Origin of the sequence: Klebsiella sp. CN_Kp113 (genome assembly GCF_040064585.1) — a bacterium.
GTDB lineage: Bacteria > Pseudomonadota > Gammaproteobacteria > Enterobacterales > Enterobacteriaceae > Klebsiella > Klebsiella michiganensis.
On the sequence record NZ_JBEAID010000051.1, the window covers coordinates 1 to 26,131 of the forward strand.

Sequence of the window (26,131 nt, forward strand, 5' to 3'; positions counted from 1 at the left end):
GGTTGTTTGTGAAGTGATTCACATCTGCCGTGTCAGTGGGAGCGCATTATAGGGATCCCATTTTTTTGCACAAGCCTTTTTTCGATCTTTTTTTCCAAATGATGTTTTTTCAGCCGCTTCGCGGCGTTCTTGCTCAATCCGCTCAATTTTTACCACAATAAGGGGTTGCAGACGGCCAGAAAAGCAACCAAAGTCTCTGCACTCCCTTCTTTTATTGAGGTAACCATGACCACCAGCTTGCGTCGTTATAAAGATTTATTCCCTAAAACGGGCCTACGCGTGATGATCGACAGCAGCAGCGTGGTGATCGGCGATGTCAGAATCGCTGACGATGTCAGTATCTGGCCTCTGGTCGCCATTCGCGGTGATGTGAACTATGTGGAAATAGGCGCCCGCACTAACATTCAGGACGGCAGCGTCTTACATGTCACGCATAAGTCTTCATCTAATCCACACGGCAATCCACTTATCATTGGCGATGATGTTACCGTCGGTCATAAGGTGATGCTACACGGCTGCACTATTGGTAACCGGGTCCTGGTCGGTATGGGTTCGATTTTGTTGGATGGCGTGATTGTTGAAGACGATATAATGATTGGGGCTGGCAGTCTGGTGCCTCAGAACAAACGTCTCAAGAGTGGCTATCTTTACTTTGGTAACCCGGTAAAACAGATACGCCCCCTGACAGAGGCGGAAATTGTCGGGCTACAATATTCAGCGAACAACTATGTAAAGTGGAAAGGTGATTACCTGGCTCAGGAAAACCAGATCCAACCTTGAGCATCTTCTTGCTGGTCGAGAATGAGATCCTGGGCTTCATCTTCCAGATCCCAGCGATGTTCACGAAAAGCGGCCAGCCATTGCGCCGGCTCTTCACCGCCAAAACGCTTCTTGAGCACCGTTAGCGTTAAGGCGCAGGTAAGCTGCATGCCGTTAACTAATGCAGGAAAAGCGATACATTGACGCGCTTCATCCCATACCTCTCTGTCTGGAAACTGAATTGCCTGGTTCATGCATTCAGTTCCTTCTGCAAAGCCGCAATGACTGGCGTAATTTCTGGCAGAACGCCGTGCCACAACAGCACCGCATGAGCAGCCTGCGCCACCAGCATTCCCAACCCATCAGCGCATTTTGTCGCACCGTGTTGCTGGCATAAGGATAAAAATGGCGTACTACCTTTCTGGTAAAACATGTCATAACAACAGACATGGGGATTTATTAAGGTAACAGGGATCGCGGGAACACCGCCGTCAATACCGCTGGATGTCGCATTAATAATGAGATCAAATTCCTGACCGCCTAATGCTTCTATATCCAAAGCGCGGACGCTGCCGGTATGAGCAAAAAGCGTAGCCAGTTCATGGGCGCGAGAATAGGTACGATTAACAATAGTCACGGCACAATCCAGCGACAGGAGAGGAAGCAAAACGCCGCGTGAAGCCCCACCTGCGCCAATAAGCAATACCCGGAATCCTGGTTTAATAAAACCCAGCCGTTCCAGATCGCTCAGTAGTCCAATACCATCGGTATTGTCCCCCAGCAGGCGGCCATCCTCCAACCGTTTAAGCGTATTGACCGCACCGGCCAGCGCTGCGCGTTCGGTTAGCTCATCTGCTCGCGCGAAGGCCTCTTCTTTAAAAGGCACGGTGACGTTCGCTCCCTTACCGCCTTCATTAAAGAAGGTATCGAGAGTCGTAACGAAATCATCGAGCGGAGCCAGGATACGGCCATAGGGATGCGTAATTTGCAACTGCTGAGCAAAAAGCCGATGAATAGATGGCGACTTGCTATGGGCAATAGGGTGTCCGAAGACGGCATAAGTTTCCATGAGTTACCCCTGGCGGAAGAGTTCGCCCGTCAAGGCATCACGTATTTCAGATGGGTTTTGACGCCCTCCCGTAGCCCCGTCAACGACCGGGAAATCAGCGCCAAACTGCGCATAAACTTCTGCCGTCGTGCGGCAAGGAGGCTGGCCAGACAAATTTGCGCTGGTTGAAACCAGCGGTTTTCCGTAAGCATTACACAGTTCGACCACCAGCGGATGATCCGTGACTCGCACAGCCAGTGAATTGAAGCGCCCCGTCAACCAACGCGGCGTTGAAGCGCAAGCGGGGAAGACAAATGTCACAGGCCCTGGCCAGCAAGAAAAAATCGTCTCCAGCTGCTCATCGCTAAGTTGCGTATCGTCAATATAGGGTTTGAGTTGCTCGAAGTTCGCCGCAATCAGGATCAGCCCCTTTTCAACGGGACGCTGTTTAAGTGCAAGCAGGCTCATGACGGCCTTTTCGCTATCGGGATCGCAACCGACGCCAAAAACGGCTTCTGTTGGATAGGCGATGACATGTTCATTATTCAGAAGCGCCACAGCACGTACGATGGCTTCTGAGGGCAGGTTATTATTCACAGATTTATTCCGCCGGTATCGGCTTTCCACATTGTTTGCTGGCACAGAAGCGTTTAACGCCCTGCGCCGTTTTCTTTTCGATTAGCAACGGGTAATGACACTCTGGACACTCGCCCGCCACTGGCCTGAAGTTTATGACGAACTGGCAATCGGGGTAACGATCGCAGGAATGGAAGTTTTTTCCAAAACGTGAGCGGCGCTGAACCAAATGCCCTTGCCCGCACTGTGGGCAGGCAATTGCGGTTTCATCCGGCTTATCGATAAGTTCAGTATGTTCGCAATCTGGATAGCTGCTACAACCGATAAACATACCAAAACGCCCCTGGCGTAGTACCAGCACTGCGCCGCAAGACGGGCACGTTTGCCCCTCCAGAACTTTGACAATATGTCCGTCCGCCTGATTTTTCAGGGGCCGGACATAGTCACAGTCAGGATAATGCGAGCAGCCGAGAAAAGGCCCGTGTTTCCCGGAGCGTATTACCAGTTCAGCCCCACACTGCGGGCAGGGTTCGTTTTTACGCACCGAGAACAGCGCTGTTTTGGTCATAACAATTCTAATGTCGCAGCAAAAAAGTTAGTGCAGCATACCTTCATTTACTTCAAAGAGTAATTCTTCCATTTGCTGGTAGGCATTTTCGCAACCGGGAATATTGAACAGCACCATCAGGATCACCCATTTGAGATCTTCCAGATCGAACTCTGCCGTATCCAGCGCCAGTACACGCTCAATCACCATTTCCCGTGTTTCGAGGTTCAACACCTGAATTTGCTCAAGGAATAATAAGAATCCCCGGCAGCTTGCATCAAGACGCTGGCACTCGTCGTCGGTGTAGACTCGTAACGAGAGTGGGTCAGAAGCAAGCTGCATTGGCGCAACAAGCCCCTCCTGGTAATCAGCCAGTTTCTCCAGCCACATCAGGGCGTTATAGATATCTTCTCGTTCAAAACCGGCATCGGTCAGATCCCGAGTCAGCTTGTCCTGATCCACGCGCATTTCTGCTTCGTTATGGATGTAAGTTTCAAACAGATACATCAGTACGTCGAACATGGCTTGCCCTCCTTAATCGGACATAGCCGCCGGGTACAGCTGCGATCCAGCCTGCTAACTCCAGTTCTAGTAGCTGGGCTACGGTTACTGGCACAGATTGGCCGGCACGTTCAGCGACAACGTCAACAGGTGTTACCTCATCTCCTACGTTAGCCAGGAGCTCTGGAAATGGCAATGCTACAGAAGGCCGATTACCGCAATTATTTGCGTCATCTGGTTCAGGAAGAACATATGGCAGCTCATCCCGCCAGTATTCGACGATGTCTTCCGGGGCTGTCACGGGAATCGCGCCCTGCTTGATAAGCCAGTGGGGACCTTCTGAACCCGGGCTGCCAATCGGCCCTGGCAGGGCAAACACATCCCTTCCCTGCTCCAGAGCATAACGAACCGTCACTAATGAGCCGCTTTTCAGGGCCGCCTCAATAACCAACACGCCGGCACTTAGCCCACTGATAATCCGGTTACGGCGAGGAAAGTTGCCCGGCAGGGGCGGGGTAAACAGCGGAAACTCAGAAATGATGGCTCCGCAGCTGTTTGTAATCTGCTCCGCTAGCGCCTGATGACGGCGAGGATAGATCTCTCTTAAGCCATTCCCTAAAACAGCAACCGTTTTACCTTTCCCTTCCAGCGCACCACGATGAGCAATTCCATCAATGCCAAGGGCCAGGCCGCTCGTGATCGTAATACCATAACGTGCTAAAGCTTCGCTAAAGAGTTTCCCCCAACGAGCGCCATACCATGAATGCGCCCGGCTCCCAATGACGGACAGCTGCCGGCTGCTCAGTAGCGCAGGGTCTCCACATACTAAAAGAGCGCAAGGAAAGTCGACAATCGCCCGCAGCTGGGGTGGGTAAAGCGGATCTTCGGCAGTCAGTAGATAGCAATTTGGTCGCTCCAGCCATTGCAGCGTGGCATCTATCTCGCATTGGTTAACGCTGAGGAAATGCTTCGATTGCGCCAGACTCAAGCCACAGGCTCGCAAATCTTCTCGACCTAACGTCGCAGATGAACATAGCTGACGGGCGGCACTTATAGCACTCTCGCCATACAGACTGCTCACTCTCATCAAACGTAACCAAATTTCCCTGGGCGTCATCCCTATCCCCCTGCCACAAGCGACTTTAACAATCTTTGCGATTGGACAGCGAGACTGTCAATTGCAGGGGGTTTTGTCTAGAATAGAGGTAATAATCTTTCCAACTCCTGAACACAACTCTGGATAACTATGTCAGTTTTGCAAGTGTTACATATTCCGGACGAGCGCCTTCGCAAAGTCGCAAAGCCGGTAGAAGAAGTAAATGCAGAAATTCAGCGTATCGTCGATGATATGTTCGAGACGATGTATGCTGAAGAAGGTATCGGTCTGGCCGCAACGCAGGTGGATATTCACCAGCGAATTATTGTTATTGATGTATCAGAAAATCGTGAAGAGCAGCTGGTATTAATTAACCCTGAGCTGCTGGAAAAAAGCGGAGAAACAGGCATTGAAGAGGGCTGCCTCTCTATTCCTGAACAGCGTGCTTTAGTGCCGCGTGCAGAAAAAGTGAAAATCCGCGCGCTCGATCGCGAAGGCAAACCTTTTGAGCTTGAAGCCGACGGTCTGCTGGCCATCTGCATTCAGCACGAGATGGATCACCTCGTCGGTAAGCTGTTCATCGATTACCTGTCACCGCTCAAGCAACAACGCATTCGTCAAAAAGTTGAGAAACTTGACCGTCTGAATGCTCGAGCTTAAGGACGAGAATAAACGTGTCAGACTCACTACGTATTATTTTTGCCGGCACCCCTGACTTTGCAGCACGTCATCTCGACGCGCTGCTGTCCTCTGGACACAACGTTGTTGGCGTCTTCACCCAACCGGACCGTCCGGCAGGTCGTGGTAAAAAACTCATGCCCAGCCCGGTGAAAGTTCTTGCTGAAGAAAAAGGCATACCGGTATTCCAGCCAGCTTCACTACGTCCGCAGGAAAATCAGCAGCTCGTCTCCGATCTGCGTGCAGACGTCATGGTCGTCGTAGCCTATGGGCTCCTTCTACCAAAAGCCGTGCTGGATATGCCGCGCCTGGGCTGCATTAACGTTCACGGTTCGTTGCTTCCGCGCTGGCGCGGCGCGGCGCCCATTCAGCGTTCGCTGTGGGCTGGCGATACCGAGACCGGTGTCACCATCATGCAGATGGATGTCGGCCTCGATACGGGTGATATGCTGTATAAACTTGCGTGCCCAATCACGGCCGAAGACACCAGCGGAACGCTGTACGACAAGCTGGCTAACCTGGGGCCGCAGGGGCTGATCGAAACCCTTAAGCAGCTTGCTGCAGGTACCGCGAAACCGGTTGTACAGGATGAAGCGCTGGTTACCCATGCGCAAAAACTCAGCAAAGAAGAAGCGCGTATCGACTGGTCTCTTCCAGCCGCTCAGTTAGAACGCTGCATTCGCGCCTTTAACCCGTGGCCAATGAGCTGGATAGAAATTGATGGCCAGCCGGTAAAAGTCTGGCAGGCGTCGGTTATCGATGTGGCCACAACAGCCGAACCGGGGACCATCATTGAAGCGACAAAACAGGGGATTCAGGTGGCGACCAGCGACGGCGTGCTGAATTTACTCTCGCTACAGCCTGCCGGGAAAAAAGCAATGAGTGCTCAGGATCTATTAAACTCGCGGCGGGAATGGTTCGCTCCTGGCAACCGTCTGGTCTGACGCGCCCTTCTTAATACGCCCGGTGTTGCCGGGCATTTTTATTTTGTGCTTATGAAAAAACAACTCAATTTACGCAGCCTGGCAGCGCAGGCCGTTGAACAGGTTCTCGAACAAGGGCAATCCCTGAGCAACGTTCTGCCCCCGCTGCAACAAAAAGTATCCGATAAAGACAAAGCGCTGCTTCAGGAACTCTGCTTTGGCGTGCTACGTACCCTTTCCCAGTTAGATTGGCTGATCGGCAAGCTCATGTCCCGGCCGATGACGGGTAAACAGCGTGTTGTGCACTACCTCATTATGGTGGGCATTTACCAACTGCTGTACACGCGGATTCCTCCTCATGCTGCATTGGCGGAAACGGTTGAAGGCGCAGTAGCAATTAAGCGCCCGCAGCTCAAAGGGTTGATTAACGGCGTATTGCGCCAGTTTCAGCGCCAGCAGGAAGAACTGTTATCTGAATTTTCTCGTAGCGAAATTCGCTTTTTACACCCCTCCTGGTTGTTGAAACGTCTGCAGAAAGCCTATCCAGCACAGTGGGAAGCGATCGTGGAAGCAAACAACCAGCGCCCGCCAATGTGGTTGCGCGTAAACCGTGTCCACCATCCGCGCGACGGCTGGCTGGCACTGCTGGAAGAGGCGGGAATGAAAGGTTTTACTCATCCTGCTTACCCTGACGCTGTGCGCATGGAAACACCGGTGCCGGTCCACGCATTGCCGGGGTTTGAAGAGGGTTGGGTTACCGTTCAGGATGCCTCCGCTCAGGGCTGCATCACATTTCTTGATCCAAAAAACGGCGAGCAAATTCTGGATCTGTGCGCGGCACCGGGGGGTAAAACCACGCATATTCTCGAAGCGGCGCCCGAAGCACAGGTGCTGGCCGTCGATGTTGATGAGCAGCGACTCTCCCGCGTCTATGACAACCTGAAGCGTCTGGGCATGAAGGCCACCGTTAAACAAGGTGATGGCCGTTATCCAGCCCAATGGTGTGGAGAGCAGCAGTTCGATCGTATTCTGCTGGACGCCCCTTGTTCCGCCACCGGCGTCATTCGCCGTCATCCGGATATCAAGTGGCTGCGCCGGGATCGTGATATCGCGGAACTGGCCCAGCTGCAGTCTGAAATTCTGGATGCCGTATGGCCGCATTTGAAAACTGGTGGGACTCTGGTTTACGCAACGTGTTCGGTATTGCCGGAAGAGAACAGCCAGCAAATTAAAGCCTTCCTGCTGCGTACTGCGGATGCGGTTCTCAGCGAAACCGGCAGCGCAGATTTGCCGGGCCAGCAAAATTTGCCAGGTGCTGAAGAAGGTGACGGCTTCTTTTACGCTAAGCTAATCAAAAAGTAATGAGATAACGAGTCGCGACTGATGAAAATTATCATATTGGGCGCAGGGCAGGTCGGCGGAACTCTGGCAGAAAACCTTGTCGGAGAGAACAACGATATTACGCTGGTAGACACGAATGGCGACCGCCTTCGCAGTCTTCAGGACAAATTTGATCTCAGAGTGGTTCAGGGCCACGGCTCGCATCCACGCGTGCTGCGTGAGGCGGGTGCGGATGACGCTGATATGCTGGTCGCAGTGACCAGCTCAGATGAAACGAATATGGTGGCCTGCCAGGTCGCCTATTCGCTGTTTAATACCCCAAATCGTATTGCTCGCATCCGCTCCCCGGATTATGTGCGTGATGCCGATAAACTTTTCCACTCAGAAGCGGTTCCTATTGACCACCTCATCGCGCCAGAGCAGCTGGTCATTGACAGCATTCACCGCCTGATTGAGTATCCAGGCGCGCTGCAGGTTGTCAATTTTGCCGAAGGAAAAGTAAGCCTGGCAGTCGTTAAAGCCTATTATGGCGGTCCTTTAGTGGGAAACGCACTTTCAACTATGCGCGAACATATGCCGCATATTGACACACGCGTAGCCGCTATCTTCCGCCACGATCGCCCCATCAGGCCACAAGGTTCAACCATTGTTGAAGCCGGTGATGAAGTGTTTTTCATCGCCGCTTCGCAGCATATTCGCGCCGTCATGAGCGAACTTCAGCGCCTCGAAAAGCCGTATAAGCGCATCATGCTGGTTGGCGGCGGAAACATTGGCGCCGGGCTCGCCCATAAGCTGGAGAAAGATTACAGCGTCAAACTGATTGAACGTAATCAACAGCGTGCCGCAGAGCTTGCAGAGAAGCTGCAAAATACGATCGTCTTCTACGGCGATGCTTCAGATCAAGAATTGCTGGCTGAGGAACATATCGATCAAGTTGATCTTTTCATTGCCGTCACCAACGATGATGAAGCCAATATTATGTCTGCCATGCTCGCAAAGCGCATGGGGGCCAAAAAGGTGATGGTGCTGATCCAGCGTCGTGCCTACGTCGATCTTGTCCAGGGGAGCGTGATCGACATTGCAATATCACCGCAGCAGGCAACCATCTCTGCACTGCTCAGCCATGTGCGTAAAGCCGATATTGTCGGCGTTTCCTCCCTACGCCGAGGTGTCGCAGAGGCTATTGAAGCTGTCGCGCACGGAGATGAAAGTACTTCGCGGGTGGTTGGACGCGCTATTGATGAGATTAAGCTTCCCCCCGGAACAATTATTGGCGCCGTTGTACGCGGTAATGATGTCATGATAGCGAATAACAATCTGCGTATTGAGCAAGGGGATCATGTCGTTATGTTCCTGACTGACAAAAAATTCATCTCAGACGTCGAAAGACTATTCCAGCCAAGTCCTTTCTTTTTGTAGTTCGCAGGCGTCGACAAGACGCCTTTCTTTTATCCCTTATATATCAAAGGATAATTTTTTTCTGCAATTATTTCGTGGTAATGGAAAATAGTAATACATTTGTTAAACTTATCAGTGTCAGCTGGCTCAAGGAGAATAAAATGAGTTTTTTAAAAGAATTTCGCGAATTTGCGATGCGCGGGAATGTGGTTGATTTGGCAGTCGGTGTCATCATTGGTGCAGCATTTGGTAAAATCGTATCGTCGTTAGTTGCCGATATTATTATGCCGCCGCTAGGCTTACTCATTGGCGGAATCGACTTTAAACAGTTTGCCGTGACGCTACGGGATGCCCAGGGCGACATCCCGGCGGTCGTCATGCATTACGGCGTATTCATTCAGAACGTGTTCGATTTTATTATCGTGGCGTTTGCTATTTTTATGGCAATCAAACTGATGAATAAACTGAACAGGAAAAAGGAAGAGGCCCCGGCAGCACCACCGGCGCCAACCAAAGAAGAAGTCCTGCTTAGCGAAATTCGTGACCTGCTGAAAGAACAAAACAATCGTTCTTAAGAAGCCTTAAAAGCAGAAGGCCAGTGGTAAAAAAGTCATTTACTTTCTTGCCACTGGCCTCCCGACCATTCTGTCCCGCATGTTTTTCTTTTCTTTGGTAGCTACCTTTCCCTTTCTTGTTCTTCTCAATTCGCTGCCTGAATAACGGGTCATGAAGTAGTGCCTCAAGGGCGTTATCTTTTATTTGCCCTTTAGTATGCTGATAGCGGCTCATAAGCTCTCCAGATATGTAATAGAAATCGGCGTGAGTGTAGACGCGTCTGATGAAAAAATCAACGTGCTGGATTATGACTGCTGGCGCCCTGCTCCAGTGCTTCAAGAATTGAGCAATAGACGCTGCTGTGCGCTGTTCCGCAGCAAGCATCATTGAGGCGCTGCAAAGAACGACGCATGGCTTGTAACTCTTTAATCCGGGATTCCACTTCACTTAAACGAGCCTGCACAATGCCTTTAGATTCCTGACAGGTATGATGTTCCGGATCGATGCGGATCGAGAGAAGTTCGCGGATCGATTCCAGCGTAAAACCAAGCTGCCTGGCATAGCGAATAAAACGCAGCCTCTGTAGATCGTTATCCGAATAGAGACGAAATCCACCTTCAGTGCGCACGTTATGATCCATCATCTGCTGTTTTTCATAATAGCGGATGGTATCGGGAGTAACGTCAGCCAATTTAGCCAGTTCACCTATGCGGTACATGATTACTCCTCATTAATCTTTTGCAGCAACTTATCCGCGTAATCCCCACGCAGAAAGTCAGTGTTCAAGCCCGCCTGCCGCAGCTTTAACTCGAGCAGCGCCAGACGACGACTCAGCTCAGCATAGCGGGGATCGCTCTCCTGAACGCCTTTAAGTAAGTCATTGAGCATCACGGCTTCTTTACGATGTTCAAGTTCAGGAGGTAAACAACCCGCATTCTTGAGTAATCGATAGCCTGCGCGTAGCTCAGGCGGCACATGCGAGTCATCGTCCAGAGTCAGTGGCTCCCCACTTCCCGGCAGGTTGTCAAACTCACCTTTGTGCTGTGCATCAAGAATATGGCGTTCTGCCCACTGATCCAGTAACCACATCATAAGGCTCCGGGGATGAACAAAAATAATGCAGATATTGTAAACAAGCAGGAATAGGGAGGATATAAAAAAACCCGCCGGAGCGGGTTTTTTTACGTTACTACAGATTACTCTGCAGCAGCTTCTGCTTTCGATTCAGAGCGATCAACCAGCTCGATGTATGCCATCGGCGCGTTGTCGCCTGCACGGAAGCCACACTTCAGAATACGAGTGTAACCACCGGCGCGGCTCGCGAAACGCGGGCCCAGCTCGTTAAACAGTTTTGCCACGATCTCATTATCACGAGTACGGGCGAATGCCAGACGACGATTAGCAACGCTATCAGTCTTGGCAAGAGTAATCAGCGGCTCAACTACGCGACGCAGTTCTTTCGCTTTCGGCAGGGTCGTCTTGATGATTTCATGACGAACCAGCGAACCAGCCATGTTACGGAACATAGCCTGGCGATGGCTGCTGTTGCGGTTCAGTTGACGACCACTCTTACGATGGCGCATGACCTTATCCTTCTCAGTAAAACCTTAACCTGTGATCCGGTTACTCGTCAGCAATGCTTGCCGGTGGCCAGTTTTCCAGGCGCATGCCCAGAGACAAACCACGTGAAGCCAGCACGTCTTTAATCTCAGTAAGAGATTTTTTACCCAGGTTCGGCGTTTTCAGCAACTCAACCTCGGTACGCTGTACCAGATCACCGATATAGTGGATAGCTTCTGCCTTAAGGCAGTTAGCAGAGCGGACAGTCAATTCGAGATCGTCAACAGGGCGCAGCAGGATCGGATCGAATTCTGGTTTCTCTTCTTTCACTTCCGGCTGACGTACATCACGTAAATCAACGAAAGCTTCCAGTTGTTCTGCCAGGATGGTTGCCGCACGACGAATCGCCTCTTCAGGATCGATTGTGCCGTTGGTTTCCATTTCGATGACCAGCTTGTCCAGGTCGGTACGCTGTTCTACACGCGCTGCTTCAACATTGTAGGCAATACGCTCTACAGGGCTGTAGCATGCGTCGACCAGCAGACGGCCGATTGGGCGCTCATCTTCTTCCGAATGAATTCGGGCAGAAGCCGGCACATAACCGCGACCGCGCTGAACTTTGATACGCATGCTAATAGCTGCGTTCTCATCGGTCAGGTGGCAGATCACATGTTGCGGCTTGACGATTTCGACATCACCGTCATGGGTAATGTCGGCTGCGGTCACAGGGCCAATGCCAGATTTGTTCAAAGTAAGGATAACTTCATCTTTACCCTGAACTCTCACCGCCAGCCCTTTCAGGTTGAGCAGGATTTCAAGGATATCTTCCTGAACGCCTTCTTTGGTGCTGTACTCATGAAGTACACCATCAATCTCAACCTCGGTCACCGCGCAACCCGGCATCGATGAGAGCAGAATACGGCGCAGTGCGTTACCAAGAGTATGGCCAAAGCCACGCTCTAAAGGTTCAAGGGTCACCTTGGCGTGCGTCGAACTCACTTGCTCGATATCGACCAGGCGCGGTTTTAGAAACTCTGTCACAGAACCCTGCATTGTGTCCTCTCTTTGGTACTAAGCTTTACTTGGAGTAAAGCTCGACGATCAGGTGTTCGTTAATGTCCGCAGACAGATCAGAACGTTCCGGCTGACGCTTGAACGTACCTTCCATCTTGCCAGCATCAACTTCCAGCCAGGTTGGCTTTTCACGCTGCTCAGCCAGCTCCAGAGCGGCTTTCACGCGAGATTGCTTTTTCGCTTTCTCACGAATGCTGACAACGTCATTCGCTTTAACCTGATAAGAAGCGATGTTAACAACACGACCGTTTACCATGATAGCTTTGTGGCTAACCAGCTGACGTGATTCAGCACGAGTCGCGCCGAAGCCCATACGGTATACAACGTTGTCCAGACGACCTTCCAGCAGAGTCAACAGGTTTTCACCGGTGTTGCCTTTCAGACGCGCTGCTTCTTTATAGTAGTTACGGAACTGACGCTCCAGCACACCGTACATACGGCGAACTTTTTGCTTTTCACGCAACTGCACACCATAGTCAGACAGACGCGGTTTACGCGCACCGTGCTGGCCAGGAGCTTGTTCAATTTTACACTTGGTATCGATCGCGCGAACGCCAGACTTAAGGAACAGGTCTGTGCCCTCACGACGGCTCAGCTTGAGCTTAGGACCCAAATATCTTGCCATTTTCTTTCTCCAACAATCCTAGAAACGAACGCGTTATACGCGACGTTTTTTCGGCGGACGACAACCGTTATGAGGGATCGGAGTCACATCAGTAATATTAGTGATGCGGAAACCAGCGGCGTTCAGTGCACGAATAGTAGATTCGCGACCTGGACCCGGACCTTTGACCATAACTTCCAGATTCTTGATGCCGTATTCTTTTACGGCTTCAGCGCAACGCTCTGCTGCAACCTGAGCTGCAAACGGAGTGGATTTGCGAGAACCACGGAAACCGGAACCACCGGCTGTTGCCCAACCCAGCGCGTTACCCTGACGATCGGTAATGGTAACGATGGTGTTGTTAAAAGAAGCATGGACATGAGCCACGCCATCAGAGACTTGTTTTCTTACACGCTTACGTGCACGAACTGGTGCCTTTGCCATTATTCAATCACCCCGACTATTTCTTGATCGGTTTACGCGGACCCTTACGGGTACGTGCGTTGGTCTTAGTACGCTGACCGCGAACCGGAAGACCACGACGATGGCGTAAACCACGATAGCAACCAAGGTCCATCAGACGCTTGATGCTCAGGGTGATTTCACGGCGCAGATCACCTTCAACGACAAATTTACCAACCGCTTCACGCAGGGATTCAATTTGTTCTTCAGACAGCTCACTGATCTTAACATTTTCAGCGATACCCGTGTCAGCACAGATGGCTTTAGAGCGGGTCTTGCCGATACCGAAAATAGCAGTTAATGCGATTACGGTATGTTTGTGATCAGGAATGTTAATGCCTGCTATACGGGCCACTATGCACTCCTACTATTTAATATGTACGCACCATGCTGAAAAGCCCGTTTTCAGGATACTCAAATGGAAACGTACAGACATACAAAAGATTGGCTGGCTAATCTAGCCAGCTCAACCCAACTTTGCAAGAAAAATATGCGAATAAATCAGCCTTGGCGCTGTTTATGCTTCGGCTCGGCACTGCAAATCACGCGGATGACGCCATCACGCTTAACGATTTTGCAGTTACGGCATAATTTCTTGACGGAAGCACGAACTTTCATTTTTACTCTCCGTAACTTCTCGAGCGACCTGTTAGCGGCCGTAGCCTTTCAGGTTCGCCTTCTTCAATGCAGACTCGTACTGACTCGACATCATCAGAGTTTGCACTTGAGCCATAAAGTCCATAATCACGACAACAACGATAAGCAGTGAGGTCCCACCAAAGTAGAACGGTACTTTCATTGCATCACGCATGAACTCCGGGATCAGGCAGATAAAAGTGATGTATAACGCACCGACCAAAGTCAGGCGAGTCATTACTTTATCGATATACTTCGCCGTTTGCTCTCCCGGACGAATTCCTGGTACAAATGCACCGGACTTCTTCAGGTTATCTGCTGTTTCACGCGGGTTGAAAACCAACGCCGTGTAGAAGAAACAGAAGAAGATGATTGCAGACGCATAGAGTAACACATAAAGCGGTTGCCCAGGCTGCAAATACAGCGAAATTGTTGTCAGCCAGTTCCAACCAGTACCGCCCCCGAACCATGATGTAATGGTAGCCGGGAACAGAATAATACTGGAAGCGAAGATTGCCGGGATAACCCCTGCCATATTCACTTTCAGCGGTAAATGTGTGCTCTGTGCAGCATAGACACGACGACCCTGTTGACGTTTAGCGTAGTTTACCACAATGCGGCGTTGACCACGCTCTACAAAGACAACAAAGAAGGTCACTGCAAATACTAATACTGCAACCAACAGCAACAGGAGGAAGTGCAGGTCGCCTTGACGCGCTTGCTCGATAGTATGGGCGATGGCCGGCGGGAGACCCGCAACGATACCGGCGAAGATAATGATTGAGATACCGTTTCCGATACCGCGCTCAGTAATCTGTTCGCCGAGCCACATCAGGAACATCGTTCCTGAGACCAGACTAACAACAGCGGTGAAATAGAATGCAAAGCCTGGATTAATCACCAGGCCCTGCATACCAGGCATATTCGGCAGACCGGTAGCAATACCGATCGACTGGAATATCGCCAGCACCAGAGTACCGTAGCGGGTGTACTGGCTGATCTTACGACGACCAGACTCCCCTTCTTTCTTCAGCTCCGCTAACGGCTGATAAACAACCGTCAGCAGCTGGACAATGATCGATGCCGAAATATACGGCATGATACCCAACGCAAAGATAGAAGCACGGCTGAGAGCACCACCAGAGAACATGTTGAACATTTCAATGATGGTGCCTCGCTGTTGCTCAAGCAGTTTGGCAAGTACAGCGGCATCAATACCAGGGATCGGAATAAAAGAGCCAATACGGAACACAATCAACGCACCGATTACAAACAACAGTCTGCGCTTCAGTTCGCCAATCCCACCTTTGGCACTTTGAAAATCTAATCCCGGTTGCTTAGCCATCTGCTACTTATTCCTCAATTTTACCGCCAGCAGCTTCGATAGCAGCACGAGCACCTTTAGTCACGCGCAGGCCACGAACAGTTACCGGACGAGATACTTCACCAGACAGGATCACTTTCGCGAATTCGATCTGGATACCGATAATGTTAGCCGCTTTCAGCGTGTTCAGGTCGATAACATCGCCTTCTACGTGAGCAAGATCAGACAGACGAACTTCTGCGGTGATCATCGCTTTACGAGAAGTGAAGCCGAATTTCGGCAGACGACGGTACAGAGGCATCTGACCACCTTCGAAACCGCGACGTACGCCACCACCAGAACGAGAGTTCTGACCTTTGTGACCACGACCACCGGTTTTACCGAGGCCAGAACCGATACCACGACCCAGGCGTTTACCCGCCTTTTTGGAGCCTTCGGCCGGAGACAGAGTATTTAAACGCATCTCTTACTCCTCAACTTTAACCATGAAGGAAACCGCGTTGACCATACCACGAACAGCAGGAGTATCCTCGCGCTCTACGGTGTGACCAATACGACGCAGACCCAGGCCAAGCAGCGTTGCCTTGTGTTTCGGCAGACGACCGATTGCACTGCGGGTTTGAGTAATTTTAATAGTCTTTGCCATGGTTTATTTCCCCAGAATTTCTTCAACGGATTTACCACGCTTGGCAGCGACCATTTCTGGAGAATTCATATTTTCCAGGCCATCAATAGTTGCACGAACCACGTTGATCGGGTTGGTGGAACCATATGCTTTGGCCAGAACGTTATGAACTCCAGCAACTTCCAGAACGGCGCGCATTGCACCACCGGCGATGATACCGGTACCTTCGGAAGCTGGCTGCATGAATACACGAGAACCCGTGTGAACACCTTTAACCGGGTGCTGCAGGGTGCCGTGGTTCAGCGCGACGTTAATCATATTGCGACGGGCTTTTTCCATCGCTTTCTGGATCGCTGCTGGAACTTCACGCGCTTTACCGTAACCAAAACCAACGCGACCGTTACCGTCACCAACTACAGTCAGAGCTGTGAAGGAGAAAATACGACCACCTTTAACGGTTTTAGATACGCGGTTAACCGCGATCAGCTTTTCCTGCAGTTCGCCAGCTTGTTTTTCGATGTGAGCCATCTTACACCTCTACCTTAGAACTGAAGGCCAGCTTCACGGGCAGCATCTGCCAGTGCCTGGACACGACCATGATATTGGAACCCGGAACGGTCAAAGGAAACATCTTTGATGCCTTTTTCCAGAGCGCGTTCAGCAACAGCTTTACCCACAGCTGCTGCCGCGTCTTTGTTACCGGTGTACTTCAGTTGTTCAGCGATAGCTTTTTCTACAGTAGAAGCAGCTACCAGAACTTCAGAACCGTTCGGTGCAATTACCTGTGCGTAAATATGACGCGGGGTACGATGTACCACCAGGCGAGTTGCACCCAGCTCCTGGAGCTTGCGGCGTGCGCGGGTCGCACGACGGATACGAGCAGATTTCTTATCCATAGTGTTACCTTACTTCTTCTTAGCCTCTTTGGTACGCACGACTTCGTCGGCGTAACGAACACCCTTGCCTTTATAAGGCTCAGGACGACGGTAGGCGCGCAGATCTGCTGCAACCTGGCCGATCACCTGCTTATCAGCGCCTTTCAGCACGATTTCAGTTTGAGTCGGACATTCTGCAGTGATACCGGCCGGCAGTTTATGCTCAACAGGATGAGAGAAACCTAAAGCCAGGTTTACTACATCCCCTTTGACCGCTGCACGATAGCCTACACCAACCAGCTGAAGCTTTTTAGTGAAGCCTTCGGTAACACCAACAACCATTGAGTTCAGCAGGGCACGCGCGGTACCAGCCTGAGCCCATCCATCCACGAAACCATCACGCGGACCGAAGGTCAGAGCATTATCTGCATGTTTAACTTCAACAGCATTGTTGAGGGTACGAGTCAGCTCGCCGTTTTTACCTTTGATCGTAATAACCTGACCGTTGATTTTTACATCAACGCCGGCAGGAACAACGACCGGTGCTTTAGCAACACGAGACATTTTTTCCTCCGATTAGGCTACGTAGCAGATAATTTCGCCACCAAGACCAGCCTGGCGCGCTGCACGATCGGTCATAACACCTTTAGAGGTAGAAATAACCGCGATACCCAGACCCGCCATAACTTTCGGCAGCTCATCTTTACGTTTGTAGATGCGCAGACCTGGGCGGCTGACACGCTGAATGCTTTCTACAACAGCTTTACCCTGGAAATACTTAAGAGTCAGTTCCAGTTCCGGCTTGATGTCGCCTTCAACTTTAAAATCTTCAATAAAGCCTTCTTCCTTCAGCACGTTGGCAATTGCCACTTTCAGCTTGGAGGAAGGCATGGTGACCGCAGCTTTATTCGCGGCCTGACCGTTACGGATACGGGTCAGCATATCCGCGATCGGATCTTGCATGCTCATCTGTCTTTACTCCCGTGATTCAATTGGTGACAATTACCAGCTAGCCTTTTTCAGACCCGGGATTTCACCGCGCATTGCGGCTTCACGGACCTTGATACGGCTCAACCCGAACTTCCGCAGGAAACCATGCGGACGACCTGTTTGACGGCAGCGATTACGCTGACGAGACGGGCTGGAATCACGCGGCAGAGTCTGCAGCTTGAGAACAGCATTCCAACGATCTTCGTCGGTTGCGTTCACATCAGAGATGATAGCTTTCAGTTCAGCGCGTTTAGCGAAGAATTTATCAGCTAAAGCCACGCGCTTTACTTCGCGTGCTTTCATTGATTGCTTAGCCATTAAGTAACCCTACCTTACTTGCGGAACGGGAAGTCAAAGGCAGCCAGCAGAGCGCGGCCTTCTTCATCAGATTTCGCAGTAGTGGTAATGGTAATATCCAAACCACGAACGCGGTCGACTTTATCGTAGTCGATTTCTGGGAAGATGATCTGCTCACGGACACCCATGCTGTAGTTGCCACGACCGTCGAAAGACTTAGCGGACAAGCCACGGAAGTCACGGATACGCGGTACAGCAATAGTGATCAGGCGCTCAAAGAACTCCCACATGCGTTCGCCACGCAGAGTTACTTTACAGCCGATCGGATAGCCCTGACGGATTTTGAAGCCTGCAACTGATTTGCGTGCTTTGGTGATCAGCGGTTTTTGACCGGAGATTGCTGTCAGATCGGCTGCTGCGTTATCCAGCAGTTTCTTGTCAGCGATCGCTTCACCAACACCCATGTTCAGGGTGATCTTCTCGACCCGAGGGACTTGCATGACAGAATTGTAGTTAAACTCAGTCATGAGTTTTTTAACTACTTCGTCTTTGTAGTAATCATGCAGTTTCGCCATCGTACTACTCCAAATTACTTGATAGTTTCGCTGTTAGATTTGAAGAAACGGACTTTTTTGCCGTCTTCGAATCTAAAGCCTACACGGTCAGCCTTGCCGGTTGCCGCATTGAAGATTGCAACGTTAGAAACCTGAATAGCAGCTTCTTTTTCAACGATGCCGCCTGGTTGGTTCAGAGCCGGAACCGGCTTCTGGTGTTTCTTAACCAGGTTGATACCTTCAACAATGAGCTTGCCGGAAGACAAGACATTCTTAACTTTACCGCGTTTACCTTTATCTTTACCGGTTAACACGATAACTTCGTCATCACGACGGATTTTCGCTGCCATGATTCGCTCCTTAGAGTACTTCTGGGGCCAGAGAGATAATTTTCATGAACTTCTCGTTACGAAGTTCACGAGTTACCGGCCCAAAAATACGCGTACCGATGGGCTGCTCGCTGTTATTGTTTAAAATAACGCATGCATTACCATCGAAGCGAATGACAGAACCGTCCGGGCGACGAACACCCTTCTTGGTGCGCACCACTACCGCCTTCAGCACATCACCTTTTTTGACCTTACCACGCGGAATTGCTTCTTTGATGGTGATCTTGATGATGTCGCCTACGCCTGCGTAGCGACGGTGCGAGCCACCCAGAACCTTGATACACATTACGCGACGTGCACCGGAGTTGTCGGCGACGTTCAGCATAGTCTGTTCTTGGATCATTTTAGTGCTCCGCTAATGTCAACTACTACTGAGACCCAAAAATAGGGTCGTTAAAAAAGCCCCATATCGAGGGCGCGGCATTATAACACCGCAAATCAGATATGGGTAGAAAAAATAAACGGCTCATCGCTGAGCCGTTTATCCGTATCGAGAATGCGTACTCTATTACAGAACCGCTTTCTCTACAACGCGAACCAGCGTCCAGGACTTAGTCTTGGACAGCGGACGGCATTCGCGGATTTCAACCACGTCGCCGATACCGCATTCGTTGTTCTCGTCATGTACGTGCAGTTTGGTCGTACGCTTGATGAATTTGCCGTATACCGGGTGTTTCACCATACGTTCGATAGCAACAACAATGGATTTCTCCATTTTGTCGCTAACCACGCGACCTTGCAGAGTACGGATTTTATCGGTCATTACGCACCCGCCTTCTGAGTCAGTAAAGTCTTAACGCGTGCAACATCACGACGCACTTGCTTCAGCAGATGAGTCTGTTGCAGCTGGCCACTTGCAGCCTGCATACGCAGGTTGAACTGCTCACGCAGCAGGTTCAGCAGCTCAGCGTTCAGCTCTTCAACGCTTTTTTCACGCAGCTCTTTTGCTTTCATTACATCACCGTCTTAGTTACAAAGGTGGTTTTGATCGGCAGTTTCGCTGCTGCCAGGCCGAATGCTTCACGGGCCAGCTCTTCCGGTACGCCGTCCATTTCATAAAGGACTTTACCCGGCTGAATCAAGGCAACCCAGTACTCCACGTTACCTTTACCTTTACCCATACGAACTTCCAGCGGCTTCTCGGTGATCGGTTTGTCCGGGAATACACGGATCCAGATCTTACCTTGACGCTTAACTGCACGGGTCATAGCACGACGTGCTGCTTCGATCTGACGTGCAGTCAGACGACCACGGCCAACAGCTTTCAGACCGAAAGTGCCGAAGCTAACATCCGTACCCTGCGCCAGACCACGGTTGCGGCCTTTGTGCACTTTACGGAATTTTGTACGCTTTGGTTGTAACATCAGCGACGCTCCTTATTTACGGCCTTTACGCTGCTGCTTTTTAGGTTGAGCAGCCGGTTCCGGTTGTTCAACAGCAGCCATACCACCCAGGATCTCACCTTTGAAGATCCATACCTTAACGCCGATTACACCGTAAGTGGTGTGCGCTTCAGAGGTGTTGTAGTCGATGTCAGCACGCAGAGTGTGCAGCGGTACGCGACCTTCACGGTACCATTCGGTACGTGCGATTTCCGCGCCGCCCAGACGGCCGCTAACTTCAACTTTGATACCTTTAGCGCCCAGACGCATTGCGTTCTGTACAGCACGCTTCATAGCACGACGGAACATAACGCGACGTTCCAGCTGAGAAGTGATGCTGTCAGCAACCAATTTAGCGTCCAGTTCAGGCTTACGAACTTCGGCAATATTGATCTGTGCAGGCACGCCAGCGAGATCCGCGACGACCTTGCGCAGTTTTTCTACGTCTTCGCCTTTCTTACCGATAACGATACCCGGGCGAGCAGTGTGAATGGTCACACGGATGCTTTTAGCCGGACGCTCGATAACGATGCGAGATACAGACGCTTTCGCCAGTTCCTTAGTCAGGTACTGACGTACTTTAAAATCGCTGTCCAGGTTGTCAGCGAATTCTTTGGTGTTCGCAAACCAGGTTGAGTTCCATGGTTTTACAATACCCAGGCGAATACCATTAGGATGTACTTTCTGACCCATTGCTAGTCTCCAGAGTCTCAGCGATCGGACACAACCACAGTAATGTGGCTGGTGCGCTTCAGGATGCGATCTGCACGACCTTTAGCACGCGGCATAATGCGCTTCATGCTCGGGCCTTCGTCTACGAAAATTTTCGCAACTTTCAGATCATCAATGTCAGCGCCATCGTTGTGTTCAGCGTTAGCAATGGCAGATTCCAGTACCTTCTTGACCAGTACAGCAGCTTTCTTATTGGTGTAGGTCAGAATATCCAGGGCCTGCGACACTTTCTTACCGCGAATCAGGTCAGCAACAAGGCGAACCTTCTGAGCAGAAGAACGAGCATGGCGATGTTGAGCTAAAGTTTCCATCTCTTCCTCCTACCTTATTTCTTCTTCGCTTTTTTATCAGCAGCGTGGCCGCGATAAGTACGAGTCGGTGCGAATTCACCCAGTTTGTGACCAACCATTTCGTCGGAAACAAAAACTGGAACGTGCTGACGACCATTATGGACAGCGATGGTCAAACCGATCATGTTAGGAAAGATCGTTGAACGACGGGACCAAGTGCGCAGGGGCTTCTTGTCTCCGCTTTCCACCGCTTTCTCTACCTTCTTCAGCAAGTGCAGGTCAATAAAAGGACCTTTCTTGAGAGAACGTGGCATGGCTTATCCTCTAAAATTATTTGCTACGGCGACGTACGATGAATTTATCAGTACGCTTGTTGCTGCGGGTCTTCTTACCTTTGGTCTGAACGCCCCACGGAGTTACCGGGTGCTTACCAAAGTTACGACCTTCACCACCACCATGTGGGTGGTCGACTGGGTTCATCGCAGTACCGCGAACGGTAGGACGAACACCACGCCAGCGTGCAGCACCTGCTTTACCCAGAACGCGCAGCATATGCTCAGCATTGCCAACTTCGCCCAGAGTAGCGCGGCAGTCTGCTTCGACTTTACGCATTTCACCAGAACGCAGACGCAGGGTGACATAAGCACCATCGCGAGCAACGATCTGAACGTAAGTACCAGCGGAACGAGCCAGCTGACCGCCTTTACCTGGTTTCATTTCTACGTTATGAACGGTAGAACCAACCGGGATATTGCGCATCGGCAGGGTGTTGCCTGCTTTGATTGCAGCATCAACGCCAGATTGAATCTGGTCGCCAGCTTTCAGGCCTTTAGGGGCCAGAATGTAACGGCGCTCACCGTCTTTGTACAGAACCAGCGCGATGTTCGCGGAGCGGTTCGGATCGTACTCAAGACGTTCAACAACTGCCGGGATACCATCTTTGTTGCGTTTGAAGTCAACAATACGGTAGGCCTGTTTGTGACCACCACCGATATGACGGGTGGTGATACGGCCATTGTTGTTACGACCACCGGATTTGCTGTTTTTTTCAACCAGCGGAGCAAAAGGTTTGCCCTTGTGCAGCTCTGGGTTGACCACTTTAACAACGTGGCGACGACCCGGAGATGTCGGTTTACATTTAACAACTGCCATTGTATTACTCCTCCGACTTACTCAGCGCCGCCGACGAAGTCCAGATTCTGGCCTTCCTTCAGGGTGACGTAAGCTTTTTTCCAGTCGCTACGACGACCGATACGCTGTCCGTGACGTTTAACTTTCCCTTTAACAACCAGGGTGTTAACGACTTCGACTTCGACTTCAAACAGTTTCTGCACAGCAGCTTTGATCTCTGCTTTGGTCGCGTCTTTAGCAACTTTGAGAACGATGGTGTTAGTTTTTTCCATCGCAGTAGACGCTTTTTCAGAAACGTGCGGTGCGCGCAGCACCTTCAGCAGACGTTCTTCACGAATCATGCCAGCATCTCCTCAACTTGCTTAACAGCATCAGCAGTCATTACGACTTTGTCGAAGGCGATCAGGCTAACCGGGTCGATACCAGTTGCATCACGTACGTCAACCTTGTGCAGGTTGCGCGCAGCAAGGAACAGGTTCTCGTCCAGCTCACCGGTGATGATCAGCACATCTTCCAGAGCCATGTCTTTCAGTTTCTGTGCCAGCAGCTTAGTTTTAGGCGCTTCTACAGAGAAAGATTCGACAACGATCAGACGATCCTGACGTACCAGTTCGGACAGAATGCTTTTCAGCGCGCCGCGGTACATCTTTTTGTTAACTTTTTGACTGTGGTCCTGCGGACGCGCAGCGAAGGTCACGCCACCTGAACGCCAGATCGGGCTCTTGATAGAACCTGAACGCGCACGGCCGGTACCTTTCTGGCGCCACGGCTTTTTGCCTGAACCAGTTACTTCAGCACGAGTCTTCTGAGCACGAGTACCCTGACGAGCACCAGCTGCATAAGCAACTACAACCTGGTGAACCAGCGCTTCGTTGAAATCACGACCGAAGGTAGTTTCGGAAACAGTCAGCGCGCTCTGCGCGTCTTTCAATACTAATTCCATTGCTATCCCCTTACGCCTTCACAGCTGGTTTAACGATCAGGTCGCTACCGGTTGCACCCGGGACCGCGCCTTTAACCAGCAGCAGGTTGCGCTCAGCGTCAACACGTACTACGTCCAGGCTCTGAACGGTGACACGTTCGTTACCCAGCTGACCTGCCATTTTCTTGCCTTTGAACACTTTGCCCGGAGTCTGGTTCTGACCGATAGAACCCGGAACGCGGTGAGACAAGGAGTTACCGTGAGTAGCGTCCTGGGTACGGAAGTTCCAGCGCTTAACGGTACCAGCAAAACCTTTACCTTTAGAGGTACCGGTTACGTCAACTTTTTTAACGTCAGCAAACAGCTCAACGCTAATGTCCTGACCTACGGTGAACTCTTCGCCGTCAGCCAGACGGAATTCCCACAGACCACGGCCAGCTTCTACGCCAGCTTTAGCGAAGTGACCCGCTTCCGGTTTGGTTACACGGTTAGCTTTTTTAGCACCAGTGGTCACCTGAACGGCACGGTAGCCATCGTTAGCCAGATCTTTAACCTGAGTAACGCGGTTTGCTTCAACTTCGATTACGGTTACTGGGATAGATACGCCATCTTCAGTGAAGATGCGGGTCATGCCCACTTTTTTACCGACTAAACCAATCATTGTTTCAACCTCTCAATCGCTCGATGACCTGATTAACCCAGGCTGATCTGCACGTCTACACCGGCAGCCAGATCCAGACGCATCAGAGCATCAACGGTTTTTTCAGTTGGCTCAACGATGTCAACCAGACGCTTATGAGTGCGGATTTCGTACTGATCGCGCGCGTCTTTGTTAACGTGCGGAGAGATCAGAACGGTAAAGCGCTCTTTGCGGGTCGGCAGCGGGATCGGACCACGGACTTGCGCACCAGTGCGCTTAGCAGTCTCGACGATTTCCGCGGTTGATTGATCGATCAGACGATGATCAAACGCTTTAAGGCGGATACGGATTCTTTGGTTCTGCATGAGACCAGAGCTCCAATTATTTTATAGACGAAATGGTTACTCCTCATACCCATTACGATTGATGGGAGAGTGTAACCGTTCTTACATAGTTCCCCAATTGGGAACATTGTTTGGTAGCGTGTTGCTGCTACCAGGGTTCATATCGAACCGGCCGTCAACTTTGACAGGCCCGCGCATTATACGCAAATTCAGCGACAACGCAAGGGCTGCGTACAAAATCATCACTTGTTTCTGCGAGCTCACTTCCACGCCCGTCGCAATGCCATGAAAGGCCGGCAAATACTCTGGAGCATGACATCCATTCCTGTTTATTGCCTTTTGCCAGAGGCTCGGCTCCTGCATCACACTCGGTACCCAGGACCACCACATGGAAACCATCGATGATAGCGACTTTGGCATTCTTTATTATTTATGGCGGGTTATTACTCACGCTTTGTTGGCACGATCTGCGCTATGGCTTGCTACCCGATAAATTTACCTGCCCTCTGCTGTGGGGCGGGTTGCTTTATTATCTGTGTATGTCACCAGCCAATCTGCAGCATGCAGTCTGGGGAGCGATAGCAGGCTATCTGGCCTTTGCGTTGATCTATTGGCTCTACAGGGGAATACGCGGGCGTGAAGGCATCGGCTACGGCGATGTCAAATTTCTCGCCGCACTAGGGGCATGGCAGGGATGGAGAGTTTTACCGCAGCTCGTTCTTATAGCAACGATTCTCGCCTGCGCTGCCGTAACGGTTCTGATGCTGTGCGGCAAACATAGGCAGGCATTACGCAACCCGCTGCCTTTCGGCCCTTTCCTGGCCACAGCGGGTTTGCTATGTGGTTGGCAGACGTTTTTTAGTCAGCCACTTTAATCTGCGACTGAAGATAATTTTGCAGACCAATTTTACCTATCAAATCCAGCTCGGTTTCCAGCCAGTCGATATGGCCTTCTTCATCGGCGAGGATGGTGATTAACATATCACGGCTGACGTAGTCGTGGACGCTGTCAGCATAGGCGATGGCTTCTCGTAGATCCTTCGCCCCTTCCAGTTCCAGCCTCAGGTCGGATTGCAGCATCTCCTCGACGTCCTCTCCGATGCGGAGTTTGCCGAGATCCTGCAGGTTCGGGATCCCTTCGAGAAATAAAATGCGCTCGATATATTTATCGGCATGCTTCATTTCATCGATAGATTCGTGGTACTCGACATCATTGAGGCGCATCAGGCCCCAGTTCTTGAACATTCTCGCATGGAGAAAGTATTGATTAATTGCGACTAGCTCATTTCCCAATAATTTATTGAGATAACTTATGATTTTGACATCACCTTTCATTATATAGTCCCTCCGCTTCCACTTATTGAAGCGTAGTTCGGGCTATAGGGATGTCAAAGTAAAGCTGAGAGACTTCAGGCGATCTCTTGATATTCCGGCATGCGGGTTAATTCATCTTCCATAATTTCTCGTGCTGCACGAACGCACTTACCACATTGATTTCCAACGGGAATAAATTTTCTCAGCTGCTGAAAAGACTGAGGATTGAATTGGCGCACAGCCTGACGAATTTTTTTATCGTTCACACCATTACACAGACAAACGTACATATATACTCCCGTTCAACTTACAGACAAAGTGTAAATGAGAATAGTTATGATTACAATAGCCTGTTTATTAAATAGGCGTTTGATCTCTTTGCTGTCAGTCACTGTGCTGCTTCACGCAAATAGCAGACAGCAAAAAGGGCGCCTTAGCGCCCTTTTTAATTCAGAACTAAATATTAGCCCAGAACTTTAGCAACCACGCCCGCGCCAACGGTACGGCCGCCTTCACGGATTGCGAAACGCAGACCGTCGTCCATCGCGATCGGGTGGATCAGGG

The 26,131-nt window shown here is 50.8% G+C and carries 47 protein-coding genes; 7 read left to right on the forward strand and 40 right to left on the reverse strand.

From position 1 onward, the window contains the following. Positions 1-225 precede the first annotated feature (225 nt). Entirely contained in the window at positions 226-780 is a 555-nt protein-coding gene (locus tag ABLV30_RS26110) for a gamma carbonic anhydrase family protein (RefSeq protein ID WP_265802173.1), read from the forward strand. On the opposite strand, the gene ABLV30_RS26115 is transcribed toward ABLV30_RS26110, so the two are convergent. The 6 genes from ABLV30_RS26115 to dprA are packed head-to-tail and all read right to left on the reverse strand — an operon-like array spanning position 756 to position 4,548. Continuing rightward, positions 756-1,013 carry a DUF1488 domain-containing protein gene (locus ABLV30_RS26115; RefSeq protein WP_014227027.1) on the reverse strand — a complete coding sequence of 86 codons (258 nt, stop codon included), beginning with the start codon at positions 1,011-1,013 and terminating at the stop codon, positions 756-758. The genes ABLV30_RS26110 and ABLV30_RS26115 overlap by 25 nt on opposite strands. Then, positions 1,010-1,828 carry a shikimate dehydrogenase gene (aroE, locus tag ABLV30_RS26120; RefSeq protein ID WP_014227028.1) on the reverse strand — a complete coding sequence of 273 codons (819 nt, stop codon included), beginning with the start codon at positions 1,826-1,828 and terminating at the stop codon, positions 1,010-1,012. The genes ABLV30_RS26115 and aroE overlap by 4 nt, the downstream gene beginning before the upstream one ends. 3 nt (positions 1,829-1,831) lie before the next feature. Further along, positions 1,832-2,404: an L-threonylcarbamoyladenylate synthase type 1 TsaC gene (tsaC, locus tag ABLV30_RS26125; RefSeq protein ID WP_004854739.1), complete on the reverse strand. Its 573-nt coding sequence runs from the start codon at positions 2,402-2,404 to the stop codon at positions 1,832-1,834. 4 nt (positions 2,405-2,408) lie between these two features. Beyond that, positions 2,409-2,951, reverse strand: a complete 543-nt coding sequence (locus ABLV30_RS26130) for a type I DNA topoisomerase (protein ID WP_014227029.1) — start codon at positions 2,949-2,951, stop codon at positions 2,409-2,411. Between the two features lie 27 nt (positions 2,952-2,978). Beyond that, positions 2,979-3,452 (reverse strand): DUF494 family protein Smg, encoded by a 474-nt coding sequence (gene smg / locus ABLV30_RS26135; RefSeq protein WP_014227030.1) that lies wholly within the window; start codon positions 3,450-3,452, stop codon positions 2,979-2,981. Continuing rightward, a complete protein-coding gene (gene dprA / locus ABLV30_RS26140) occupies positions 3,424-4,548 on the reverse strand; it encodes a DNA-protecting protein DprA (RefSeq protein WP_009653922.1) in 1,125 nt (374 codons plus the stop codon). Before dprA ends, smg begins: the two co-directional genes overlap by 29 nt. A 129-nt stretch (positions 4,549-4,677) precedes the next feature. On the opposite strand from dprA, the gene def reads away from it, so the two are divergent. From def to mscL, 5 genes are all read left to right on the forward strand, one after another. Next, positions 4,678-5,187, forward strand: coding sequence for a peptide deformylase (gene def, locus ABLV30_RS26145; RefSeq protein WP_004854751.1), 510 nt, complete (start codon positions 4,678-4,680; stop codon positions 5,185-5,187). Between the two features lie 14 nt (positions 5,188-5,201). Further along, positions 5,202-6,149 (forward strand): methionyl-tRNA formyltransferase, encoded by a 948-nt coding sequence (gene fmt / locus ABLV30_RS26150; RefSeq protein ID WP_025107519.1) that lies wholly within the window; start codon positions 5,202-5,204, stop codon positions 6,147-6,149. 51 nt (positions 6,150-6,200) lie between these two features. Further along, entirely contained in the window at positions 6,201-7,490 is a 1,290-nt protein-coding gene (rsmB, locus tag ABLV30_RS26155) for a 16S rRNA (cytosine(967)-C(5))-methyltransferase RsmB (protein ID WP_064375828.1), read from the forward strand. Between the two features lie 21 nt (positions 7,491-7,511). Further along, the gene (gene trkA / locus ABLV30_RS26160) at positions 7,512-8,888 is read left to right on the forward strand and encodes a Trk system potassium transporter TrkA (protein ID WP_004125888.1); all 1,377 of its coding nucleotides are present in this window, start codon (positions 7,512-7,514) and stop codon (positions 8,886-8,888) included. A 140-nt stretch (positions 8,889-9,028) separates the two neighbouring features. Further along, complete coding sequence (gene mscL / locus ABLV30_RS26165; protein WP_004106310.1) at positions 9,029-9,442, forward strand: large-conductance mechanosensitive channel protein MscL; 414 nt, start codon at positions 9,029-9,031, stop codon at positions 9,440-9,442. Here mscL and ABLV30_RS26170 read toward each other — a convergent pair. The 31 genes from ABLV30_RS26170 to rpsJ all read right to left on the reverse strand — a co-directional run bounded on the left by ABLV30_RS26170 (position 9,396) and on the right by rpsJ (position 24,274). Next, entirely contained in the window at positions 9,396-9,656 is a 261-nt protein-coding gene (locus ABLV30_RS26170; protein ID WP_072057189.1) for an alternative ribosome-rescue factor A, read from the reverse strand. The two genes, mscL and ABLV30_RS26170, sit on opposite strands and share 47 nt — an antisense overlap. Before the next feature lie 58 nt (positions 9,657-9,714). After that, complete coding sequence (gene zntR, locus ABLV30_RS26175; protein ID WP_014227035.1) at positions 9,715-10,140, reverse strand: Zn(2+)-responsive transcriptional regulator; 426 nt, start codon at positions 10,138-10,140, stop codon at positions 9,715-9,717. 2 nt (positions 10,141-10,142) lie between these two features. Beyond that, positions 10,143-10,511 (reverse strand): DUF1992 domain-containing protein, encoded by a 369-nt coding sequence (locus tag ABLV30_RS26180; RefSeq protein ID WP_042934199.1) that lies wholly within the window; start codon positions 10,509-10,511, stop codon positions 10,143-10,145. Between the two features lie 107 nt (positions 10,512-10,618). Beyond that, the gene (gene rplQ / locus ABLV30_RS26185) at positions 10,619-11,005 is read right to left on the reverse strand and encodes a 50S ribosomal protein L17 (RefSeq protein ID WP_001216372.1); all 387 of its coding nucleotides are present in this window, start codon (positions 11,003-11,005) and stop codon (positions 10,619-10,621) included. A gap of 40 nt (positions 11,006-11,045) precedes the next feature. Then, positions 11,046-12,035 carry a DNA-directed RNA polymerase subunit alpha gene (gene rpoA, locus ABLV30_RS26190; protein ID WP_002919219.1) on the reverse strand — a complete coding sequence of 330 codons (990 nt, stop codon included), beginning with the start codon at positions 12,033-12,035 and terminating at the stop codon, positions 11,046-11,048. A 25-nt stretch (positions 12,036-12,060) separates the two neighbouring features. Then, on the reverse strand, positions 12,061-12,681 hold the full coding sequence (gene rpsD, locus ABLV30_RS26195; protein ID WP_004125897.1) for a 30S ribosomal protein S4: 621 nt from the start codon (positions 12,679-12,681) through the stop codon (positions 12,061-12,063). Positions 12,682-12,714: 33 nt separating this feature from the next. Next, positions 12,715-13,104, reverse strand: coding sequence for a 30S ribosomal protein S11 (rpsK, locus tag ABLV30_RS26200; RefSeq protein ID WP_004138423.1), 390 nt, complete (start codon positions 13,102-13,104; stop codon positions 12,715-12,717). A gap of 16 nt (positions 13,105-13,120) precedes the next feature. Beyond that, the gene (rpsM, locus tag ABLV30_RS26205; RefSeq protein WP_004106333.1) at positions 13,121-13,477 is read right to left on the reverse strand and encodes a 30S ribosomal protein S13; all 357 of its coding nucleotides are present in this window, start codon (positions 13,475-13,477) and stop codon (positions 13,121-13,123) included. A gap of 146 nt (positions 13,478-13,623) precedes the next feature. Continuing rightward, positions 13,624-13,740 (reverse strand): 50S ribosomal protein L36, encoded by a 117-nt coding sequence (rpmJ, locus tag ABLV30_RS26210; protein ID WP_000868187.1) that lies wholly within the window; start codon positions 13,738-13,740, stop codon positions 13,624-13,626. Between the two features lie 31 nt (positions 13,741-13,771). Next, positions 13,772-15,103: a preprotein translocase subunit SecY gene (gene secY, locus ABLV30_RS26215; RefSeq protein ID WP_004106334.1), complete on the reverse strand. Its 1,332-nt coding sequence runs from the start codon at positions 15,101-15,103 to the stop codon at positions 13,772-13,774. 7 nt (positions 15,104-15,110) lie between these two features. Continuing rightward, positions 15,111-15,545, reverse strand: coding sequence for a 50S ribosomal protein L15 (gene rplO / locus ABLV30_RS26220; RefSeq protein ID WP_004106336.1), 435 nt, complete (start codon positions 15,543-15,545; stop codon positions 15,111-15,113). 3 nt (positions 15,546-15,548) lie between these two features. Next, positions 15,549-15,728, reverse strand: coding sequence for a 50S ribosomal protein L30 (gene rpmD / locus ABLV30_RS26225; RefSeq protein WP_001140434.1), 180 nt, complete (start codon positions 15,726-15,728; stop codon positions 15,549-15,551). Positions 15,729-15,731: 3 nt separating this feature from the next. Then, on the reverse strand, positions 15,732-16,235 hold the full coding sequence (gene rpsE / locus ABLV30_RS26230; protein ID WP_004106339.1) for a 30S ribosomal protein S5: 504 nt from the start codon (positions 16,233-16,235) through the stop codon (positions 15,732-15,734). Positions 16,236-16,249: 14 nt separating this feature from the next. Continuing rightward, on the reverse strand, positions 16,250-16,603 hold the full coding sequence (gene rplR / locus ABLV30_RS26235) for a 50S ribosomal protein L18 (protein ID WP_000358960.1): 354 nt from the start codon (positions 16,601-16,603) through the stop codon (positions 16,250-16,252). Between the two features lie 9 nt (positions 16,604-16,612). Continuing rightward, positions 16,613-17,146 (reverse strand): 50S ribosomal protein L6, encoded by a 534-nt coding sequence (rplF, locus tag ABLV30_RS26240; protein WP_004106341.1) that lies wholly within the window; start codon positions 17,144-17,146, stop codon positions 16,613-16,615. A 12-nt stretch (positions 17,147-17,158) separates the two neighbouring features. Beyond that, positions 17,159-17,551 (reverse strand): 30S ribosomal protein S8, encoded by a 393-nt coding sequence (gene rpsH, locus ABLV30_RS26245; RefSeq protein WP_004106343.1) that lies wholly within the window; start codon positions 17,549-17,551, stop codon positions 17,159-17,161. Between the two features lie 33 nt (positions 17,552-17,584). Further along, on the reverse strand, positions 17,585-17,890 hold the full coding sequence (rpsN, locus tag ABLV30_RS26250) for a 30S ribosomal protein S14 (protein ID WP_002919667.1): 306 nt from the start codon (positions 17,888-17,890) through the stop codon (positions 17,585-17,587). 14 nt (positions 17,891-17,904) lie between these two features. Next, positions 17,905-18,444 carry a 50S ribosomal protein L5 gene (gene rplE / locus ABLV30_RS26255; RefSeq protein WP_001096202.1) on the reverse strand — a complete coding sequence of 180 codons (540 nt, stop codon included), beginning with the start codon at positions 18,442-18,444 and terminating at the stop codon, positions 17,905-17,907. 14 nt (positions 18,445-18,458) lie between these two features. Next, positions 18,459-18,773, reverse strand: a complete 315-nt coding sequence (rplX, locus tag ABLV30_RS26260; RefSeq protein ID WP_004106345.1) for a 50S ribosomal protein L24 — start codon at positions 18,771-18,773, stop codon at positions 18,459-18,461. Between the two features lie 10 nt (positions 18,774-18,783). Continuing rightward, positions 18,784-19,155, reverse strand: coding sequence for a 50S ribosomal protein L14 (rplN, locus tag ABLV30_RS26265; protein ID WP_000613954.1), 372 nt, complete (start codon positions 19,153-19,155; stop codon positions 18,784-18,786). A gap of 165 nt (positions 19,156-19,320) precedes the next feature. Continuing rightward, positions 19,321-19,575, reverse strand: a complete 255-nt coding sequence (rpsQ, locus tag ABLV30_RS26270; protein WP_004106347.1) for a 30S ribosomal protein S17 — start codon at positions 19,573-19,575, stop codon at positions 19,321-19,323. Continuing rightward, positions 19,575-19,766, reverse strand: a complete 192-nt coding sequence (rpmC, locus tag ABLV30_RS26275; protein WP_002919754.1) for a 50S ribosomal protein L29 — start codon at positions 19,764-19,766, stop codon at positions 19,575-19,577. Before rpmC ends, rpsQ begins: the two co-directional genes overlap by 1 nt. Then, positions 19,766-20,176, reverse strand: coding sequence for a 50S ribosomal protein L16 (gene rplP / locus ABLV30_RS26280; protein ID WP_002919759.1), 411 nt, complete (start codon positions 20,174-20,176; stop codon positions 19,766-19,768). The genes rpmC and rplP overlap by 1 nt, the downstream gene beginning before the upstream one ends. Positions 20,177-20,188: 12 nt before the next feature. After that, positions 20,189-20,887: a 30S ribosomal protein S3 gene (gene rpsC / locus ABLV30_RS26285; protein WP_004106350.1), complete on the reverse strand. Its 699-nt coding sequence runs from the start codon at positions 20,885-20,887 to the stop codon at positions 20,189-20,191. Between the two features lie 17 nt (positions 20,888-20,904). After that, a complete protein-coding gene (gene rplV, locus ABLV30_RS26290; RefSeq protein ID WP_002919773.1) occupies positions 20,905-21,237 on the reverse strand; it encodes a 50S ribosomal protein L22 in 333 nt (110 codons plus the stop codon). A gap of 14 nt (positions 21,238-21,251) precedes the next feature. After that, a complete protein-coding gene (gene rpsS / locus ABLV30_RS26295; RefSeq protein WP_001138115.1) occupies positions 21,252-21,530 on the reverse strand; it encodes a 30S ribosomal protein S19 in 279 nt (92 codons plus the stop codon). A 16-nt stretch (positions 21,531-21,546) separates the two neighbouring features. Beyond that, a complete protein-coding gene (gene rplB, locus ABLV30_RS26300) occupies positions 21,547-22,368 on the reverse strand; it encodes a 50S ribosomal protein L2 (protein WP_000301869.1) in 822 nt (273 codons plus the stop codon). 17 nt (positions 22,369-22,385) lie between these two features. After that, the gene (gene rplW / locus ABLV30_RS26305; protein ID WP_000617546.1) at positions 22,386-22,688 is read right to left on the reverse strand and encodes a 50S ribosomal protein L23; all 303 of its coding nucleotides are present in this window, start codon (positions 22,686-22,688) and stop codon (positions 22,386-22,388) included. Continuing rightward, positions 22,685-23,290: a 50S ribosomal protein L4 gene (rplD, locus tag ABLV30_RS26310; protein WP_003031119.1), complete on the reverse strand. Its 606-nt coding sequence runs from the start codon at positions 23,288-23,290 to the stop codon at positions 22,685-22,687. Before rplD ends, rplW begins: the two co-directional genes overlap by 4 nt. Before the next feature lie 10 nt (positions 23,291-23,300). Further along, positions 23,301-23,930, reverse strand: a complete 630-nt coding sequence (rplC, locus tag ABLV30_RS26315; protein WP_004106354.1) for a 50S ribosomal protein L3 — start codon at positions 23,928-23,930, stop codon at positions 23,301-23,303. 32 nt (positions 23,931-23,962) lie between these two features. After that, positions 23,963-24,274, reverse strand: coding sequence for a 30S ribosomal protein S10 (gene rpsJ / locus ABLV30_RS26320; protein ID WP_001181005.1), 312 nt, complete (start codon positions 24,272-24,274; stop codon positions 23,963-23,965). Between the two features lie 380 nt (positions 24,275-24,654). Here rpsJ and ABLV30_RS26325 point away from each other — a divergent pair, with 380 nt between their 5' ends. Continuing rightward, on the forward strand, positions 24,655-25,128 hold the full coding sequence (locus tag ABLV30_RS26325) for an A24 family peptidase (protein WP_014839668.1): 474 nt from the start codon (positions 24,655-24,657) through the stop codon (positions 25,126-25,128). Here ABLV30_RS26325 and bfr read toward each other — a convergent pair. The 3 genes from bfr to ABLV30_RS26340 form a co-directional block, all read right to left on the reverse strand. Next, a complete protein-coding gene (gene bfr / locus ABLV30_RS26330) occupies positions 25,112-25,588 on the reverse strand; it encodes a bacterioferritin (RefSeq protein WP_004125910.1) in 477 nt (158 codons plus the stop codon). The two genes, ABLV30_RS26325 and bfr, sit on opposite strands and share 17 nt — an antisense overlap. A gap of 74 nt (positions 25,589-25,662) precedes the next feature. Further along, a complete protein-coding gene (gene bfd, locus ABLV30_RS26335; protein ID WP_004125913.1) occupies positions 25,663-25,857 on the reverse strand; it encodes a bacterioferritin-associated ferredoxin in 195 nt (64 codons plus the stop codon). Between the two features lie 173 nt (positions 25,858-26,030). Next, positions 26,031-26,131: elongation factor Tu (locus ABLV30_RS26340; RefSeq protein ID WP_072082104.1), on the reverse strand; the 101-nt coding region annotated here is incomplete at its 5' end.